Source organism: Nocardia sp. NPDC049220, assembly GCF_040647855.1.
Classification (GTDB): Bacteria; Actinomycetota; Actinomycetes; order Mycobacteriales; family Mycobacteriaceae; genus Nocardia.
The window spans coordinates 275,240-289,374 of record NZ_JBEZDA010000005.1; the positions used below are offsets into that span (position 1 = coordinate 275,240).

Genomic DNA, 14,135 nt, shown 5'->3' on the forward strand with positions numbered 1-14,135 from the left:
TGTTCAAGGCCGATCTCGTTACATGAGTTCGACCGTGCCCAACGCCCTGCGACCGGCTCTGCCGGGACTGTCATTGCGAATCACCGGATCAATCTACCGTCGCGGTAGGCACCCGACCAACCAATCGTCATAGCTGATCGACATCACCACAGGCAGTGGCGTTGTGGTGGCCCTGTTGTCGTTCTCACATCGCGGACGCACGGGCATCCGGCGGTCAGGATCGGCGCAGGCGAGCTGGATCGTAGAGGTGGGATCCGGCGCACGACTCGGTGGACGACAGCGCACGCCCCACCAAAATCACCGCGGCCTGCCGCACCCCCACGTCTTCGACCTGGTCGGCGATGTCGGTCAGGGTACCGCGCAGAACCAGTTGCCCAGGCTGGCTGGCGCGATAGACGACGGCGACCGGGCAGTCCGGGCCATAGTCGGCGGTGAGCTCGGCGGCAAGCGCACGTACGCGGGTGACGGCCAAATGCAGCACCAGGGTGGCGCCGGTGGTGGCGAAGTTCGACAGGGCCTCGCGCTCGGGCATGGCGGTCGAGCGGGCCTGGGTGCGGGTGAGCACGACCGACTGGACGAGTTCCGGCACGGTCAACTCGGCGCCGAGCAGCGCTGCCGCGGCGGCGTAGGCGGGCACTCCAGGCGTGACATCCCAGGAGATGCCGTACGCGTCGAGCCTGCGGGTCTGCTCGGCCAGCGCCGAATACAGCGACGGGTCCCCTGAGCACAACCGGGCCACATCGTCACCCGCGGTGTCGGCGCGCACCAAGTGGTCCGTGATCTGGTCGAGGTCGAGATGCTGGGTGTCGATCAGTTCGGCCTCGGGCGCGCAATACGCCAGCACATCCGGGTCCAGGTAGGTGCCGGCGAACAAACACACCGGCGCGGTACGCAACAACTCGACCGCACGCACTGTCAGCAGGTCGGCCGCGCCCGGCCCGGCCCCGATGAAATGCACGGTCATACTCGCGAGTCTATGCCCGTCCCGCTCCCCGACTGCTCGTCCGCGACGACCGCCGCCGACATCGACGAACCACCCCGGGGTACATCGCAGAGGTGCGCCGTGCGCGCAGAGCACACCGCGGGAAGCGCGGCGACCGGACGAGGATCGGCGGGTCAGCCGATCGCGTCGAAGTGGGCGATCACCTTCGAAGGCCGCACTCGGACCACCAGTTCCCCAGGCACTCCGTTGCGCTTTCCGAATTCCTCGGCCCGATCCGCACCCACATAGCGTCCGGCGATCGCGGTGGCGATCCGCAACAGTTCGTCCGGGTCCTCCGAGAGCGTCACGTTGCCCTGGACCTGGATCGACGGGTACGGCGGTGTCTCCGCGTCGACGCATACCGCGACGCGTCCGTCCCTGGCGAACGCCCTGCCTTTACTCGAGGACTTACCCGTATTGAAGACCAGCTCGCCGCCGTCGACGATGAACCACACCGGCGTCACCATCGGCCTACCGTCGGCGGTGACGAACGCCACCTTGCCCGTCCGGGTGCCGTGGCCGAGAAACTCGCGCACATCGGGATCCACAAGTGAGGCCATCCGCCCACCCTAGGTCGTCTTCGCTGTCGCGACGGTCACCGAGTGGGCATGTCGCGCGGACTTCCGGATCGCCGCCGGCGGTCCGCTCGGTCGAACAGCGCTGTCGCCGCAAGTCTCGATCGCACTGTTGCGAACGCGCGCCCGGCGTGATCAGACGATTTCTCGAACGCTGCGGAATCAGTGTGGGAGGCCCAGGAGTGCCTGGCGCTGGGCGTGCACTCTGGCCCGAATCGCGTCGACAACTGCCGCGACCTCCGGTCTACGCAGTGTCTCCGCCCGAGCGACAAGCCAATACGCCAATGTCACAGTGATCTCGTCGGCGAGGACCCGGACGAGGTCGGAGTGCCGGTCGGCCATGAAGCAGGGCAGCAGGCCGAGGCCCGCGGCAGCACGGGTGGCCTCGACGTGAACGAAAACGTTGGTGGATGTCACCGATTCACGCATGGTGGGAACGAAACTGGAGGCCAAGTCGAGGTCGTCGACTTGGAGCATGGACTCGATGAAGTAGACCAGCGGATATCGTGCCAGGTCGACGATCCCGCGCGGAGTTCCGTTTTCCCGCAGGAAGTCTCGGGAGCCGTAGAGGCCGAGGCAGTAATCGGCCAGACGGAAGGCCGTCGCCCGGTGGACTTGTGGTTCGCCGACCACCACTTCGATATCCAGACCCGAGCGCTGTTGGGAAGCCCGCCGGGTCGTCGCCACGATCTCGACGGCGATCTTCGGATGCCGTCGCCGCACCTCGGCAGCCGCGGGCGCGGCGAGGTACGCGCTGAATCCATCCGTGGCCGAGACACGAACGACTCCGCGCAGCACACGGTTTCCGGTGGCGTCGGCGGCGAGCGATTTCACCGCCGATTCCACGGCTTCGGCCGCGGCCAACGCCTCGCGCCCGAGGTCGGTGAGTTCCCAGCCGCCCGCCACCCGCGTCAGCACCCGACCACCCAGGGTTTGCTCCAGCGCGGCGATACGGCGGGAGATCGTGGTGTGGTTGATGCCGAGCTCCTCGGCAGCCGAGACGAACCGGCCGGACCGGCCGACCGCCAGCAGAACCAGCAGATCATCCGCGCTGGGTCGACGCGCAGATCCTGGTGACACCGCGCTCATATCTGCATTCTCGCAGACATACCGTGCGGATCTGGTCATTGCGGACGCGGAAGACCTGCACGAATACTTCGGTGCAGCCAACGGATTGTGGGGGCCATCACATCACCTGTCGACGGTGGCCCCCGGCACAAAGGAGTGTTCGATGAGCGTGCGAACTACATTGTGGCCCACGGGCGGCAGCCCGGACGGGGCACCGACCGGCCTGAAGCGCGTCGTGGCCGCGTCGATGGCGGGCACGGTGGTCGAATGGTACGAATTCTTTCTCTACGGCACCGCCGCCACACTCGTGTTCAGCAAGGTGTTCTTCGCCCAAGGCACCAGCGATCTGGACGCGATCCTGGCCGCTTTCATCACCTACGCGGTCGGCTTCGCGGCACGTCCGCTCGGCGGCATCGTCTTCGGGCACTTCGGCGACAAGTACGGCCGTAAGAAGCTGCTGCAATTCAGCCTGGTGCTGGTCGGCGCCGCCACCTTCTTGATGGGCTGTCTACCGACCTTCGCGCAGATCGGATATTGGGCACCCGCACTACTTGTCGTACTCCGCTTCATCCAGGGATTCGCGGTCGGCGGTGAGTGGGGCGGCGCGGTCCTGCTCGTCGCCGAACACAGCCCGAGTCGCGCGCGCGGCTTCTGGGCGAGCTGGCCGCAGGCGGGCGTACCCGCGGGCAACCTACTGGCGACCGTGGCGCTGCTCGTGCTCACGTCCACCCTGTCGGACGCCGCGTTCCTCAGCTGGGGTTGGCGAGTGGCTTTCTGGCTGTCCGCGGTGGTGGTGCTGATCGGTTACTACATCCGCACGAAGATCACCGACGCGCCGATTTTCGTCGCGGCGCAGAAAGAAGCCGAACAGATCAAGTCGACTTCGCTCAGCGTCGTCGAGGTGCTGCGCCGCTACCCGCGCGGTGTGCTCGTCGCCATGGGGCTGCGATTCGGCGAGAACGTCATGTACTACCTGGTGGTCACCTTCACCATCACCTACCTCAAGGTGCAGGTGCACGTCGACACCACGGTGATCCTGTGGTGGCTGCTCGCCGCGCACGCGGTGCATTTCGTGATGATCCCGCTCGTGGGCATCCTGTCCGACCGCTTCGGCAGACGGCCGGTCTACCTGGTGGGGGCGCTGACCGCGGGCACCTGGGGTTTCTTCGCCTTCCCGATGATGGACAGCGGCCACAACCTGGTCATCATGTCGGCCATCATCATCGGCCTGGTCTTCCACGCGCTGATGTACGCCGGACAGCCCGCGATCATGGCGGAGATGTTCCCCACCCGGATGCGCTATTCCGGAGTGTCCCTCGGCTACCAGGTCACCTCGATCGTGGCCGGGTCGCTGGCGCCGATCATCGCGGTCCGGCTGCTCAACACCTACCACTCCGCGGTGCCGATCGCCTGGTACCTGGCGGGCGCGGCGGCGATCACCGTGATCGCGGTGCTCGCGGCCACCGAGACGAAGGGACTGACCTTGGAGAGCGTCGACCTCGCGGACGTCGAAAGCCTCGGCGCGTCGACCGCGAAAGCGGCGGTGCGATGAGCGACCTCGACGGACGTTCCGCCCTGGTCACCGGTGGCGCGAGCGGGATCGGCGCGGCGTGCGCTCGGGAGTTGACCGCCCGCGGCGCCCAGGTCACCATCGCCGACATCGATGCTGGCGCCGCCGAGACCCTGGCTGGTGAACTGGGCGGAAAGTCCTGGGCGGTGGACCTGCTCGACGTCGAGGCGCTGGAATCGCTGGAGCTGTCGACCGACATCCTGGTCAACAATGCCGGGGTGCAACACATCAGCCCGATCGAGGACTTCGCGCCGGCACAGTTCCGCGATCTACTCCGACTGATGGTCGAGGCGCCGTTTCTGCTGGTGCGCGCGGCCCTGCCGCACATGTACCGGCAGGGCTTCGGACGCATCATCAATATCTCTTCGGTGCACGGCCTACGCGCCTCGGAGTACAAGGTCGCCTATGTGACGGCCAAGCATGGCCTGGAGGGCCTGTCGAAGGTCACCGCGCTCGAAGGCGGCCGCCACGGTGTGACGAGCAACTGCGTCAACCCCGGCTATGTCCGAACCCCACTGGTGGACAAGCAGATCGCCGACCAAGCGATCGCGCATGGTATCGCTGAGCAGGAGGTGGTCGAGAAGATCCTGCTCACCGAGAGCGTGATCAAGCGTCTCGTCGAGCCGGCGGAGGTCGCGGCGCTGGTGGGCTGGCTCGCGTCGCCGAGCGCGGGCATGGTCACCGGCGCGTCCTACACCATGGACGGCGGCTGGAGCGCGCGATGAGGGCGTGCTCAGCCGAGGGCGGCCAGTGCCATGGCGCGCAGCACGGGCCTGGCCCGGACCGCGGTCGCCGTGGTCGCGCTGTACGGGGTGGAGTTGATCAGACCGAAGACGGCGTGGGCCTGCACCCGCGCCGCCTCCTCGGGTAACTCCGGATGCAACTCGCACAGCACCGCCACCCAGATCTCCACGTAGTGGCGCTGGGTGCGGCGGATCTCGTGGCGAGCCGCGGTGGGCACGTTGTCCAGGTCGCGATCCTGGATGCGGATCAACTCCGGCTCGCCGAGCGCGAAGTCCAGGTGGTGGTCGACCAGCCCGGCCAACGCCTCCCGCGCGGAGGTGGTCGCCGCCACCACCGCGTTGCCGCCGTCGAGCAGCCGCTGACTCACGCCGACGAGCAACTCGACCAGCAACGCCTCCTTGTTCGGGAAGTGGCGGTAGACCGCGGGGCCGCTGATTCCGACGGCGGCGCCGAGATCGTCGAGCCGCATGCCGAGGAACCCACGGTCGGCGATCAGCCGGGCCCCGGCCTCCAGCAACTGCACTCGACGTTCCGCTTTCAACCGCTCACGGCGAGTGAGCGTGACGGTTTCTACGCTGGTCACCCCCGCTCCTTTCCCCCGATGTGGACAGCTCGGTTAACCAAGACTAACCTGAATTTCAGTTATCGTCGACTAACTGGACGACAGGATGGCGTGATGACCGTTACCGAAGAGGCCGTCGGCAACCGCGCCGCGCACGCGGCGCTCGCCCACGACCTGCGTACCCGCCTGGCCGCCGCGGCGCTGGGCGGACCCGCGAAGGCACGCGATCGCCACGTCGCGCGCGGCAAACTGCTGCCCAGGCAGCGAGTGGACCAGCTGCTCGACCCGGGCAGCCCGTTCCTCGAGCTCTCGCCGCTCGCCGCGACCGGGATGTACGGCGACGAGTCTCCCGGCGCCGGGATCATCACCGGCATCGGTCGAGTGTCCGGGCGCGAATGCGTGATCGTCGCCAACGACGCCACGGTCAAAGGCGGCACCTATTACCCCATGACGGTGAAGAAGCATCTGCGCGCGCAGGAGATCGCACTGCAGAACCGACTGCCCTGCCTGTACCTGGTCGACTCCGGCGGTGCGTACCTGCCGCGCCAGGACGAGGTATTCCCCGACCGGGAGCACTTCGGGCGGATCTTCTACAACCAGGCGACCATGAGCGCCAAGGCAATCCCGCAGATCGCCGCGGTACTCGGCTCGTGCACCGCCGGCGGCGCCTACGTGCCGGCGATGAGCGACGAGGCCGTGATCGTGCGCGACCAGGGCACCATCTTCCTCGGGGGGCCACCGCTGGTGAAGGCCGCGACCGGCGAGGTGGTCACGGCCGAGGAACTCGGCGGCGGCGAACTGCACTCGCGCACGTCGGGGGTCACCGACCACCTCGCCGAAGACGACCAAGACGCGCTGCGCATCGTACGCCGCATCGTGGCCACGCTCGGCCCGCGCGAGCCGAACCCGTGGGAGGTGCTACCCACTGTCGCACCCGCGGCGCCGGAATCGGAGCTGTACGACGTGGTCCCCGTCGACCTGCGCACGCCCTACGACGCGCGCGAGGTCATCCACCGCGTGGTGGACGGAACCGGCGGCGGCGCGAGCGGTTTTCACGAGTTCAAGGCCGAGTACGGCAAGACCCTGGTCACCGGCTTCGCGCGGATCCACGGCCACCCGGTGGGCATCGTCGCCAACAATGGCGTGCTGTTCAGCGAATCGGCCATGAAGGGCGCGCATTTCATCGAGCTGTGCGACAAGCGCAAGATCCCGCTGCTGTTCCTGCAGAACATCACCGGATTCATGGTCGGCCGCGACTACGAAGCCGGCGGCATCGCCAAGCACGGCGCCAAGATGGTCACCGCCGTGGCGTGCGCGCGGGTGCCGAAGCTGACCGTGGTGATCGGCGGCTCCTATGGCGCGGGCAACTACTCGATGTGCGGGCGTGCGTATTCACCACGGTTCCTGTGGATGTGGCCCAATGCCAGGATCTCGGTGATGGGCGGCGAGCAGGCGGCCTCGGTGCTGTCCACGGTGCGTGGCGACCAACTCGACAGCAGCGGGCAACCGTGGTCGAGCGAACAAGAGGAAGCGTTCAAGGCCCCGATTCGTGATCAATACGAGAGCCAGGGCAATCCTTACTACTCGACCGCCCGCCTCTGGGACGACGGCGTGATCGACCCGGCCGATACCAGAACCATACTCGGACTTGCCCTTTCGGTATGTGCGCAAGCTCCGCTCGAACCCGTCTCCTACGGCGTCTTCCGGATGTGATCGCGATGCTGAACCAATCCGTTCCGGTCGAATTCGACACGGTGCTCGTCGCCAACCGCGGCGAGATCGCAGTGCGCGTGATCCGCACGTTGCGGGCCATGGGCATTCGTTCGGTGGCCGTCTACAGCGATGCCGACGCCGACGCGAGGCACGTTCAGGCGGCCGATATCGCGGTTCGTCTGGGCCCCGCGGCCGCCCGGGCGAGTTACCTCGCGATCGACAAGGTCGTGGCCGCCGCCGTGCGCACCGGCGCGCAAGCGGTGCATCCCGGCTACGGTTTCCTCTCCGAGAATGCCGCGTTCGCCGCCGCACTCGCCGAGGCGGGCATCGTCTTCCTCGGGCCGTCGGCCCGGGCCATCGAGGTGATGGGTGACAAGATCGCCGCGAAGAACACCGTCGCCGCGTTCGGCGTCCCCGTGGTGCCCGGCATCGCGAAACCCGGGCTGACCGACGACGAACTCATCGCCGCGGCGGCCGAGGTCGGCTATCCAGTGCTGGTCAAGCCTTCCGCGGGCGGCGGAGGCAAAGGCATGCGCCGGGTCGACGATCCGGACCTGCTGCCGGACGCGCTGGTGAGCGCACGCCGCGAGGCCGCGGCCGCGTTCGGTGACGACACCCTGTTCCTGGAACGCTTCGTCACCCGGCCCCGGCACATCGAGGTGCAGATCCTCGCCGATCGGTTCGGCACCGTACTGCACCTGGGTGAGCGCGAATGCAGCCTGCAGCGGCGCCATCAGAAGGTGATCGAGGAGGCGCCCTCGCCGCTGTTGGACGCGGACACCAGGGCCAGGATCGGCGCCGCCGCCTGCAACACCGCGCGCAGCGTGGATTACCTCGGCGCGGGCACCGTGGAGTTCATCGTCTCCGCCGACCGTCCCGACGAGTTCTTCTTCATGGAGATGAACACCCGCCTCCAGGTCGAGCACCCGGTGACCGAACTGGTCACCGGCGTCGACCTGGTGGAATGCCAGGTTCGCGTGGCGGCCGGGCAGAAGCTCGCGGTAGCGCAGGACGAACTGCGGATGGTCGGGCACGCGATCGAGGCCAGGGTGTACGCCGAGGATCCCGCCCGCGGATTCCTGCCCACCGGCGGCATGGTGCTGGAACTGGCCGAACCGGAAGGCGACGGGGTGCGCGTCGATTCGGGTCTGCGGGTCGGCACGCTGGTAGGAAGCGATTACGACCCGATGCTGTCCAAGGTCATCGCACACGCCAGCGACCGTACCGCCGCGCTCGCAAAACTCGATCGGGCGCTGGCCGATACGGTACTGCTCGGCGTCACCACCAATATCGAGTTCCTGCGCTTTCTGTTGGCCGACCCCGACGTCGCCGAAGGACGGCTGGACACCGGCCTGCTGGACCGGAGGGTCATCGATTTCGCTCCCGCGGTTGTTGGCGACGACGAGTTCGCCGCCGCCGCCACCTGCCACTGGCTGCGGCGCTGGCCGACAACGCAGAGCGATCCCTGGAGGGTCCCGTCCGGGTGGCGGATCGGGGCCGACGCGCCGACGCCGATTCGCCTCGCGTGCGGTGATCGAATCGAGCACGTCTACCTCTCCGGCACGCCAGCCGACGGTGCGGTGCGCATCGGTGACGGCGAAGAATCGCTATTTACCGCGACCTTCATCGGCGGCGACGAGCCGTACGCCGGAGTGCTCACCCTCACCACAGACGGCCTGCGCCGCGAATACCGGGTCGCCGAGCAGGACGGACTGCTGTGGGTGGCCGGCCCGGCCGGCATCGCGGTGCTGCGCGAAGTCGCCGAGATCGGCGTGCGTGGCGACAGCGACCAGGTCGGTGACGCCGAAATCCGCAGCCCGATGCCTGGCTCGGTGATCGCGGTACCGGTCGTCGCGGGCGCGACGGTGCGGGCGGGCGCCGCGATCGTCGTCGTGGAGGCGATGAAGATGGAGCACACGCTCACCGCGCCGGTCGCCGGAACCGTCGAACTGCTGGTCGAACCCGGTGCTCAGGTGCGTCTCGACCAGACGCTGGCACGCATCGTCGCCGCACCCGTCGAACCGCAGCCCGCCGAACACGAAGGGATCCCCGTATGAGTGGTCGAGGCCGGAGGCGGCAGCGAAGCATCACCACGAAGGGCTCCACTCATGCGGAAAAAGACACAGCATGAGTCGAGCCCACAGGCGGCAGCGAATCGTCACCACGGAGAGCTGCACTCATGCGAAAAAGGAGATGGCATGACCGACTTCTTGTCGACCGGCACGCTGCCGCAGGAGTACCGCGATCTCGCGCTGACAGTGCGCGACTTCGCGCGGTCGGTGGTCGCCCCCGTCGCCGCCGAGCACGACGCGAACCACACGTTCCCCTACGAAGTGGTCGCCGGTATGGCCGAGATGGGGCTGTTCGGGCTGCCTTTCCCCGAGGAGTACGGCGGCATGGGCGGCGACTACTTCGCGCTGTGCCTGGCGTTGGAGGAACTGGGCAAGGTCGATCAGAGCGTCGCGATCACTCTGGAGGCGGGCGTCTCGCTCGGGGTCATGCCGATCTATCGGTTCGGTGACGACAAGCAGAAGCGGGAATGGCTGCCGCGGCTGACCAGCGGCCGCAATCTCGCCGCGTTCGGGCTCACCGAACCCGGCGCGGGCAGCGACGCGGGCGGTACCAGAACCACCGCGGTCGCCGACAGCGGTGAATGGATCGTCAACGGCAGCAAGCAGTTCATCACCAATTCCGGCACCGACATCACTGCGCTCGTCACGGTAACCGCCGTGACGGGGCACTCCAGCGGCAAAAAGGAGATCTCCACCATCCTGGTGCCCACCGACACACCTGGCTTCGTCGCCGAGCCCGCCTACAACAAGGTCGGCTGGAATGCCTCCGACACCCATCCGCTCAGCTTCACCGACGTGCGTGTGCCCGAGGAGAACCTGCTTGGCGAACGCGGCCGCGGCTATGCCAACTTCCTGCGCATCCTGGACGAGGGCCGGATCGCGATCGCCGCGCTCTCGGTCGGCGCCGCGCAGGGCTGTGTGGACGAGAGCGTGCGTTACGCCAAGGACCGCGAAGCTTTCGGCCAGGCGATCGGACGCAACCAGGCCATCGCCTTCAAGATCGCCAGGATGGAAGCGCGCGCCCACGCCGCGCGCGCCGCCTACTACGACGCCGCGGCATTGATGCTGGCGGGCAAGCCGTTCAAGAAGCAGGCATCCATCGCGAAACTCGTGGCCAGCGAGGCCGCCATGGATAACGCCCGCGAGGCGACGCAGATCTTCGGCGGGTACGGGTTCATGAACGAATACGCGGTCGCCAGGCACTATCGGGACAGCAAGATCCTGGAAATCGGCGAGGGAACAACGGAGGTGCAGCTGATGCTGATCGCGCGGGAGCTGGGGTTGTGACGCCGCGGCGCAGGGTGGTGCAACGCGGGCTGTGGTTCGAAGAGTTCGACACCGAGGTGGTGTACGAGCACCGGCCCGGCCGCACCATCACCGAGGCGGACAATGTCCTGTTCACCACATTGACCATGAACACCCAGGCGCTGCACCTGGACGCGGCGTTCAGCGAGCAACTGCCCCCGTTCAACCAGCGGCTGGTGAATTCGATGTTCACGCTGTCCACGCTGGTCGGTCTCTCGGTCGCGCAGTTGACCCAGGGCACCATCGTCGCCAACCTGGGTTTCTCCGAGATCGCCTTCCCCAAGCCTCTGTTCCACGGCGACACCATGTACGCCGAAACAGTGGTCAGCGACAAGCGCGAATCGAAGAGCCGCCCCGGCGAGGGCATCGTCACCTTCGCGCACACCGCACGCAACCAGCACGGCGACATCGTCGCCACCGCGGTCCGCAAGACACTGGTCCGCAAGGCCCCGGAACCCGCATGAGCGGTCAGGCCCGAAGACGGCAGCCCCGCGTAACCACGAAGGGCCCCGCTCATGCTCGAAAGGACACAGCATGAGCGGTCAGGCCCGAAGACGGCAGCCCCGCGTAACCACGAAGGGCCCCGCTCATGCTCGAAAGGACACAGCATGACCTGGCAGGCCCGAAGACGGCAGCCCCGCGTAACCACGAAGGGCCCCGCTCATGCTCGAAAGGACACAGCATGACCTGGCAGATGGCCGGTCCGGCCTGGCTTTTCTGTCCGGCCGATCGGCCGGATCGCTATCGGAAGGCCGCCGCGGTGGCCGATGTGGTGATCCTCGATCTGGAGGACGGGGTCGCCGCGGCCGACAAGGCGGCGGCGCGCGCGGCGCTGGTCGACACGGCACTGGACCCCGAGAGGACCGTGATCCGAGTCAACGCCGCGGATACCGACGAGCACGCGCTCGATCTCGCGGCGCTGGCCGAGACCGGCTACCGCCGGATCATGCTGCCGAAATGCGAGTCCGCCGAACACATCACGGCGCTGCCGGATTTCGAGGTGATCGCGCTGATCGAATCACCGCTCGGCGCGCTCGCGGTGGAGCGGGCCGTACTGGCCCGCAACGCGATCGGCGTCATGTGGGGTGCCGAGGACTTGGTCGCCGGGCTGGGCGGCGCCGCGAGCAGGCAAGCCGACGGCAGCTACCGGGATGTGGCGCGCCATGTCCGGTCCAGCACGCTGCTGGCCGCCAAGGCGTACGGGAAGTTCGCGTTGGACTCGGTGTACCTGGATATCCGCGATCTGGACGGCCTACGCGCGGAGGCTCTGGACGCGGTCGCGATCGGCTTCGACGCGAAGGTCGCGATCCATCCGAGCCAAGTGCCGGCGCTCCGGGCGGCGTACGCCCCTTCGGAAGACGAAATCGTCTGGGCGCGTGGGGTACTCGACGAAGCGCCCAAGCACCACGGAGTCTTCACCTTCGAGGGCAGGATGGTCGATGCCCCCGTGTTCCGGCATGCCGAGCAGATCGTGCGGCGCGCCGAGCACGCCTGACCACTTAGTTCGTACAGTCAGGAGGACTGCGATGCAACCACAATGGGTGCCCACCGAAGCAGACATCGCGCAGGCGCGCATCACCGACTTCGCGACGTTTGTCGCGGAACGCACCGGGGCCCCGGTCTCGGACTACCGTGCGTTGTGGCAGTGGTCGGTCGATGACCTGGCCGGGTTCTGGCGCATGCTATGGGAGTACTTCGCGCTGGGCGACGTGGCAGGCGACGTGCTGGGCAGCGCTGAAATGCCCGGTGCGCATTGGTTTCCCGGCACCCGGTTGAACTATGTCGATCAGGTGATCCGTCAGTTGCGCAGCGACCGCCCCGCGATCAAGTCGGTCAGCGAGGACGGTCCGGTGCGTGAAGTCTCCTGGGCCGAGTTGATCGACAGCACCGCCGCCTTCGCTCGCACGTTGCGTTCGCTCGGCGTGCGGCCTGGCGACCGGGTGGCCGGCTATCTGCCGAACATTCCCGAGACGATCGTCGCGTTTCTGGCGACCGCGAGTATCGGCGCGGTCTGGAGCGCCTGCGGCCAGGACTATTCGCCGAAGGCGGCGCTGGACCGGCTCGGGCAGCTCGAGCCGACGGTCCTGGTCACCGCCGACGGCTACCGCTTCGCCGGCAAGGCGCACGACAAGCGCGCGGACATCGCGGCACTACAAGCCGGTCTCGGCACGCTACGCGCCACCGTCGCGGTATCCCAGTTGGGGCTCGACGTCCCGGACGCGACCCCGTGGCACGAAGCGGTCAGCGACACCGAGGCGATATCTGCGGTGATCACCACGGAGACAGTGGATTTCGATCATCCACTATGGATCGTGTTCTCCTCCGGCACCACCGGGCTACCCAAGGGCATCGTGCACGGGCACGGCGGGGTAGTACTCGAACACCTCAAAGCCCTGGCCCTACAGTCCGACATCGGCCCCGAGGACACGTTCTTCTGGTACACCAGCCCGAGCTGGATGATGTGGAACTTCCAGGTTGCGGGCCTGTTGGTCGGGGCGACCATTGTCTGCTACGACGGCAGTCCCACCTATCCGACACCGGACTCGTTGTGGCGCATCGCCTCCGAAGTGGGCGCCACCGTGCTCGGCACCAGCCCCGGTTACGTACTCGCCTGCATCAAGGCGGGCTCGGTGCCGCACACCGACCATGACCTGTCCGCGCTGCGCACCGTCGGAATCACCGGTTCCTCGCTGCCCACTTCTTCGGCGCTGTGGCTCGGCGAGAACGTCGGCGAGCGAGTTCAGGTCTCCTCGATCAGCGGCGGGACCGATGTCGTGTCCGCGTTCATCGGCGGCGTCCGCACCGTGCCGGTATGGCCGGGCGAACTGTCGGCGCCGTACCTCGGCGTCGCGCTGGACGCCTTCGACCAGACGGGGCAGCCGGTGCGCGGGGAGGTCGGCGAACTCGTCGTCACCGCGCCGATGCCGTCCATGCCGGTTCGCTTCTGGCGCGACGAGGACGGAAAGCGCTATCACGAAGCGTATTTCGACACCTATCCCGGCGTCTGGCGGCACGGCGACTGGATCACGATCACCGACCACCACAGCGTCATCGTGCACGGGCGCTCCGATTCCACGCTGAATCGGCACGGCATTCGGATGGGAAGCGCGGACATCTACCAGTCCGTCGAGCGGCTGCCCGAGGTCACCGAGGCCCTGGTGATCGGCGCCGAACAGCCCGACGGCGGGTACTGGATGCCACTGTTCGTGGTCCTGGCCCCGGGCGAAGAGCTGACCGAAGACCTGAAATCGCGCATCAACAGCACCATCCGCACCGAGGTGTCGCCGCGGCATGTCCCCGACGAGATCATCCTGGCACCCGGCATCCCGCACACCCGGACCGGCAAGAAACTCGAGGTACCGATCAAGAAACTGTTCCAGGGCGCGGACCCGGCCCGCGTGGTCGAGCGCAGCGCGGTCGACAACCCTGATCTGCTGGACTGGTACGGCACGATCCGCCCGAGCGGGAGCAACTGACATCTGGGTCGAGCCCCACGCCCTCGGCTTCCACTGCGCACAACTCCGCGAATCGCGGACCGGTACTC

Annotated in this window: 12 protein-coding genes; 8 read left to right on the forward strand and 4 right to left on the reverse strand. The window is 67.5% G+C overall.

Features of this window, described 5'->3' with window-relative positions:
- Positions 1-214: 214 nt before the first annotated feature.
- The 3 genes from cobM to AB0C34_RS16620 all read right to left on the reverse strand — a co-directional run bounded on the left by cobM (position 215) and on the right by AB0C34_RS16620 (position 2,646).
- A complete protein-coding gene (gene cobM / locus AB0C34_RS16610; RefSeq protein ID WP_357072842.1) occupies positions 215-964 on the reverse strand; it encodes a precorrin-4 C(11)-methyltransferase in 750 nt (249 codons plus the stop codon).
- A gap of 152 nt (positions 965-1,116) precedes the next feature.
- Positions 1,117-1,542 (reverse strand): PPOX class F420-dependent oxidoreductase, encoded by a 426-nt coding sequence (locus tag AB0C34_RS16615; protein ID WP_357072845.1) that lies wholly within the window; start codon positions 1,540-1,542, stop codon positions 1,117-1,119.
- Between the two features lie 177 nt (positions 1,543-1,719).
- Positions 1,720-2,646, reverse strand: coding sequence for a LysR family transcriptional regulator (locus AB0C34_RS16620; protein WP_357072848.1), 927 nt, complete (start codon positions 2,644-2,646; stop codon positions 1,720-1,722).
- Positions 2,647-2,788: 142 nt separating this feature from the next.
- Between AB0C34_RS16620 and AB0C34_RS16625 the strand changes: the two genes are divergently transcribed.
- Together AB0C34_RS16625 and AB0C34_RS16630 are read left to right on the forward strand one after the other, a co-directional pair.
- Positions 2,789-4,177, forward strand: coding sequence for an MFS transporter (locus AB0C34_RS16625; protein ID WP_357072851.1), 1,389 nt, complete (start codon positions 2,789-2,791; stop codon positions 4,175-4,177).
- A complete protein-coding gene (locus AB0C34_RS16630; protein ID WP_357072854.1) occupies positions 4,174-4,920 on the forward strand; it encodes a 3-hydroxybutyrate dehydrogenase in 747 nt (248 codons plus the stop codon). The genes AB0C34_RS16625 and AB0C34_RS16630 overlap by 4 nt, the downstream gene beginning before the upstream one ends.
- An 8-nt stretch (positions 4,921-4,928) precedes the next feature.
- On the opposite strand, the gene AB0C34_RS16635 is transcribed toward AB0C34_RS16630, so the two are convergent.
- Positions 4,929-5,522, reverse strand: a complete 594-nt coding sequence (locus AB0C34_RS16635) for a TetR/AcrR family transcriptional regulator (RefSeq protein WP_357072857.1) — start codon at positions 5,520-5,522, stop codon at positions 4,929-4,931.
- Positions 5,523-5,615: 93 nt separating this feature from the next.
- Between AB0C34_RS16635 and AB0C34_RS16640 the strand changes: the two genes are divergently transcribed.
- The 6 genes from AB0C34_RS16640 to AB0C34_RS16665 all read left to right on the forward strand — a co-directional run bounded on the left by AB0C34_RS16640 (position 5,616) and on the right by AB0C34_RS16665 (position 14,067).
- Positions 5,616-7,214, forward strand: coding sequence for a carboxyl transferase domain-containing protein (locus tag AB0C34_RS16640; protein ID WP_357072860.1), 1,599 nt, complete (start codon positions 5,616-5,618; stop codon positions 7,212-7,214).
- 5 nt (positions 7,215-7,219) lie between these two features.
- On the forward strand, positions 7,220-9,271 hold the full coding sequence (locus AB0C34_RS16645) for an acetyl/propionyl/methylcrotonyl-CoA carboxylase subunit alpha (RefSeq protein WP_357072863.1): 2,052 nt from the start codon (positions 7,220-7,222) through the stop codon (positions 9,269-9,271).
- A 141-nt stretch (positions 9,272-9,412) separates the two neighbouring features.
- The gene (locus tag AB0C34_RS16650) at positions 9,413-10,573 is read left to right on the forward strand and encodes an acyl-CoA dehydrogenase family protein (protein WP_357072866.1); all 1,161 of its coding nucleotides are present in this window, start codon (positions 9,413-9,415) and stop codon (positions 10,571-10,573) included.
- Positions 10,570-11,055 carry a MaoC family dehydratase gene (locus AB0C34_RS16655; RefSeq protein ID WP_357072869.1) on the forward strand — a complete coding sequence of 162 codons (486 nt, stop codon included), beginning with the start codon at positions 10,570-10,572 and terminating at the stop codon, positions 11,053-11,055. Before AB0C34_RS16650 ends, AB0C34_RS16655 begins: the two co-directional genes overlap by 4 nt.
- A gap of 218 nt (positions 11,056-11,273) precedes the next feature.
- Complete coding sequence (locus tag AB0C34_RS16660) at positions 11,274-12,086, forward strand: CoA ester lyase (RefSeq protein ID WP_357072872.1); 813 nt, start codon at positions 11,274-11,276, stop codon at positions 12,084-12,086.
- A 31-nt stretch (positions 12,087-12,117) separates the two neighbouring features.
- Positions 12,118-14,067: an acetoacetate--CoA ligase gene (locus AB0C34_RS16665; protein WP_357072875.1), complete on the forward strand. Its 1,950-nt coding sequence runs from the start codon at positions 12,118-12,120 to the stop codon at positions 14,065-14,067.
- Positions 14,068-14,135 lie beyond the last annotated feature (68 nt).

Bases quoted from the DNA above. Each gene is read 5' to 3' on its own strand.
- AB0C34_RS16640 (WP_357072860.1), top strand. From the start codon at position 5,616: ATGACCGTTACCGAAGAGGCCGTCGGCAACCGCGCCGCGCACGCGGCG.
- AB0C34_RS16625 (WP_357072851.1), top strand. From the start codon at position 2,789: ATGAGCGTGCGAACTACATTGTGGCCCACGGGCGGCAGCCCGGACGGG.
- AB0C34_RS16630 (WP_357072854.1), top strand. From the start codon at position 4,174: ATGAGCGACCTCGACGGACGTTCCGCCCTGGTCACCGGTGGCGCGAGC.
- AB0C34_RS16650 (WP_357072866.1), top strand. From the start codon at position 9,413: ATGACCGACTTCTTGTCGACCGGCACGCTGCCGCAGGAGTACCGCGAT.
- AB0C34_RS16645 (WP_357072863.1), top strand. From the start codon at position 7,220: ATGCTGAACCAATCCGTTCCGGTCGAATTCGACACGGTGCTCGTCGCC.
- AB0C34_RS16665 (WP_357072875.1), top strand. From the start codon at position 12,118: ATGCAACCACAATGGGTGCCCACCGAAGCAGACATCGCGCAGGCGCGC.
- AB0C34_RS16620 (WP_357072848.1), bottom strand. From the start codon at position 2,646: ATGAGCGCGGTGTCACCAGGATCTGCGCGTCGACCCAGCGCGGATGAT.
- AB0C34_RS16615 (WP_357072845.1), bottom strand. From the start codon at position 1,542: ATGGCCTCACTTGTGGATCCCGATGTGCGCGAGTTTCTCGGCCACGGC.
- AB0C34_RS16660 (WP_357072872.1), top strand. From the start codon at position 11,274: ATGACCTGGCAGATGGCCGGTCCGGCCTGGCTTTTCTGTCCGGCCGAT.
- cobM (WP_357072842.1), bottom strand. From the start codon at position 964: ATGACCGTGCATTTCATCGGGGCCGGGCCGGGCGCGGCCGACCTGCTG.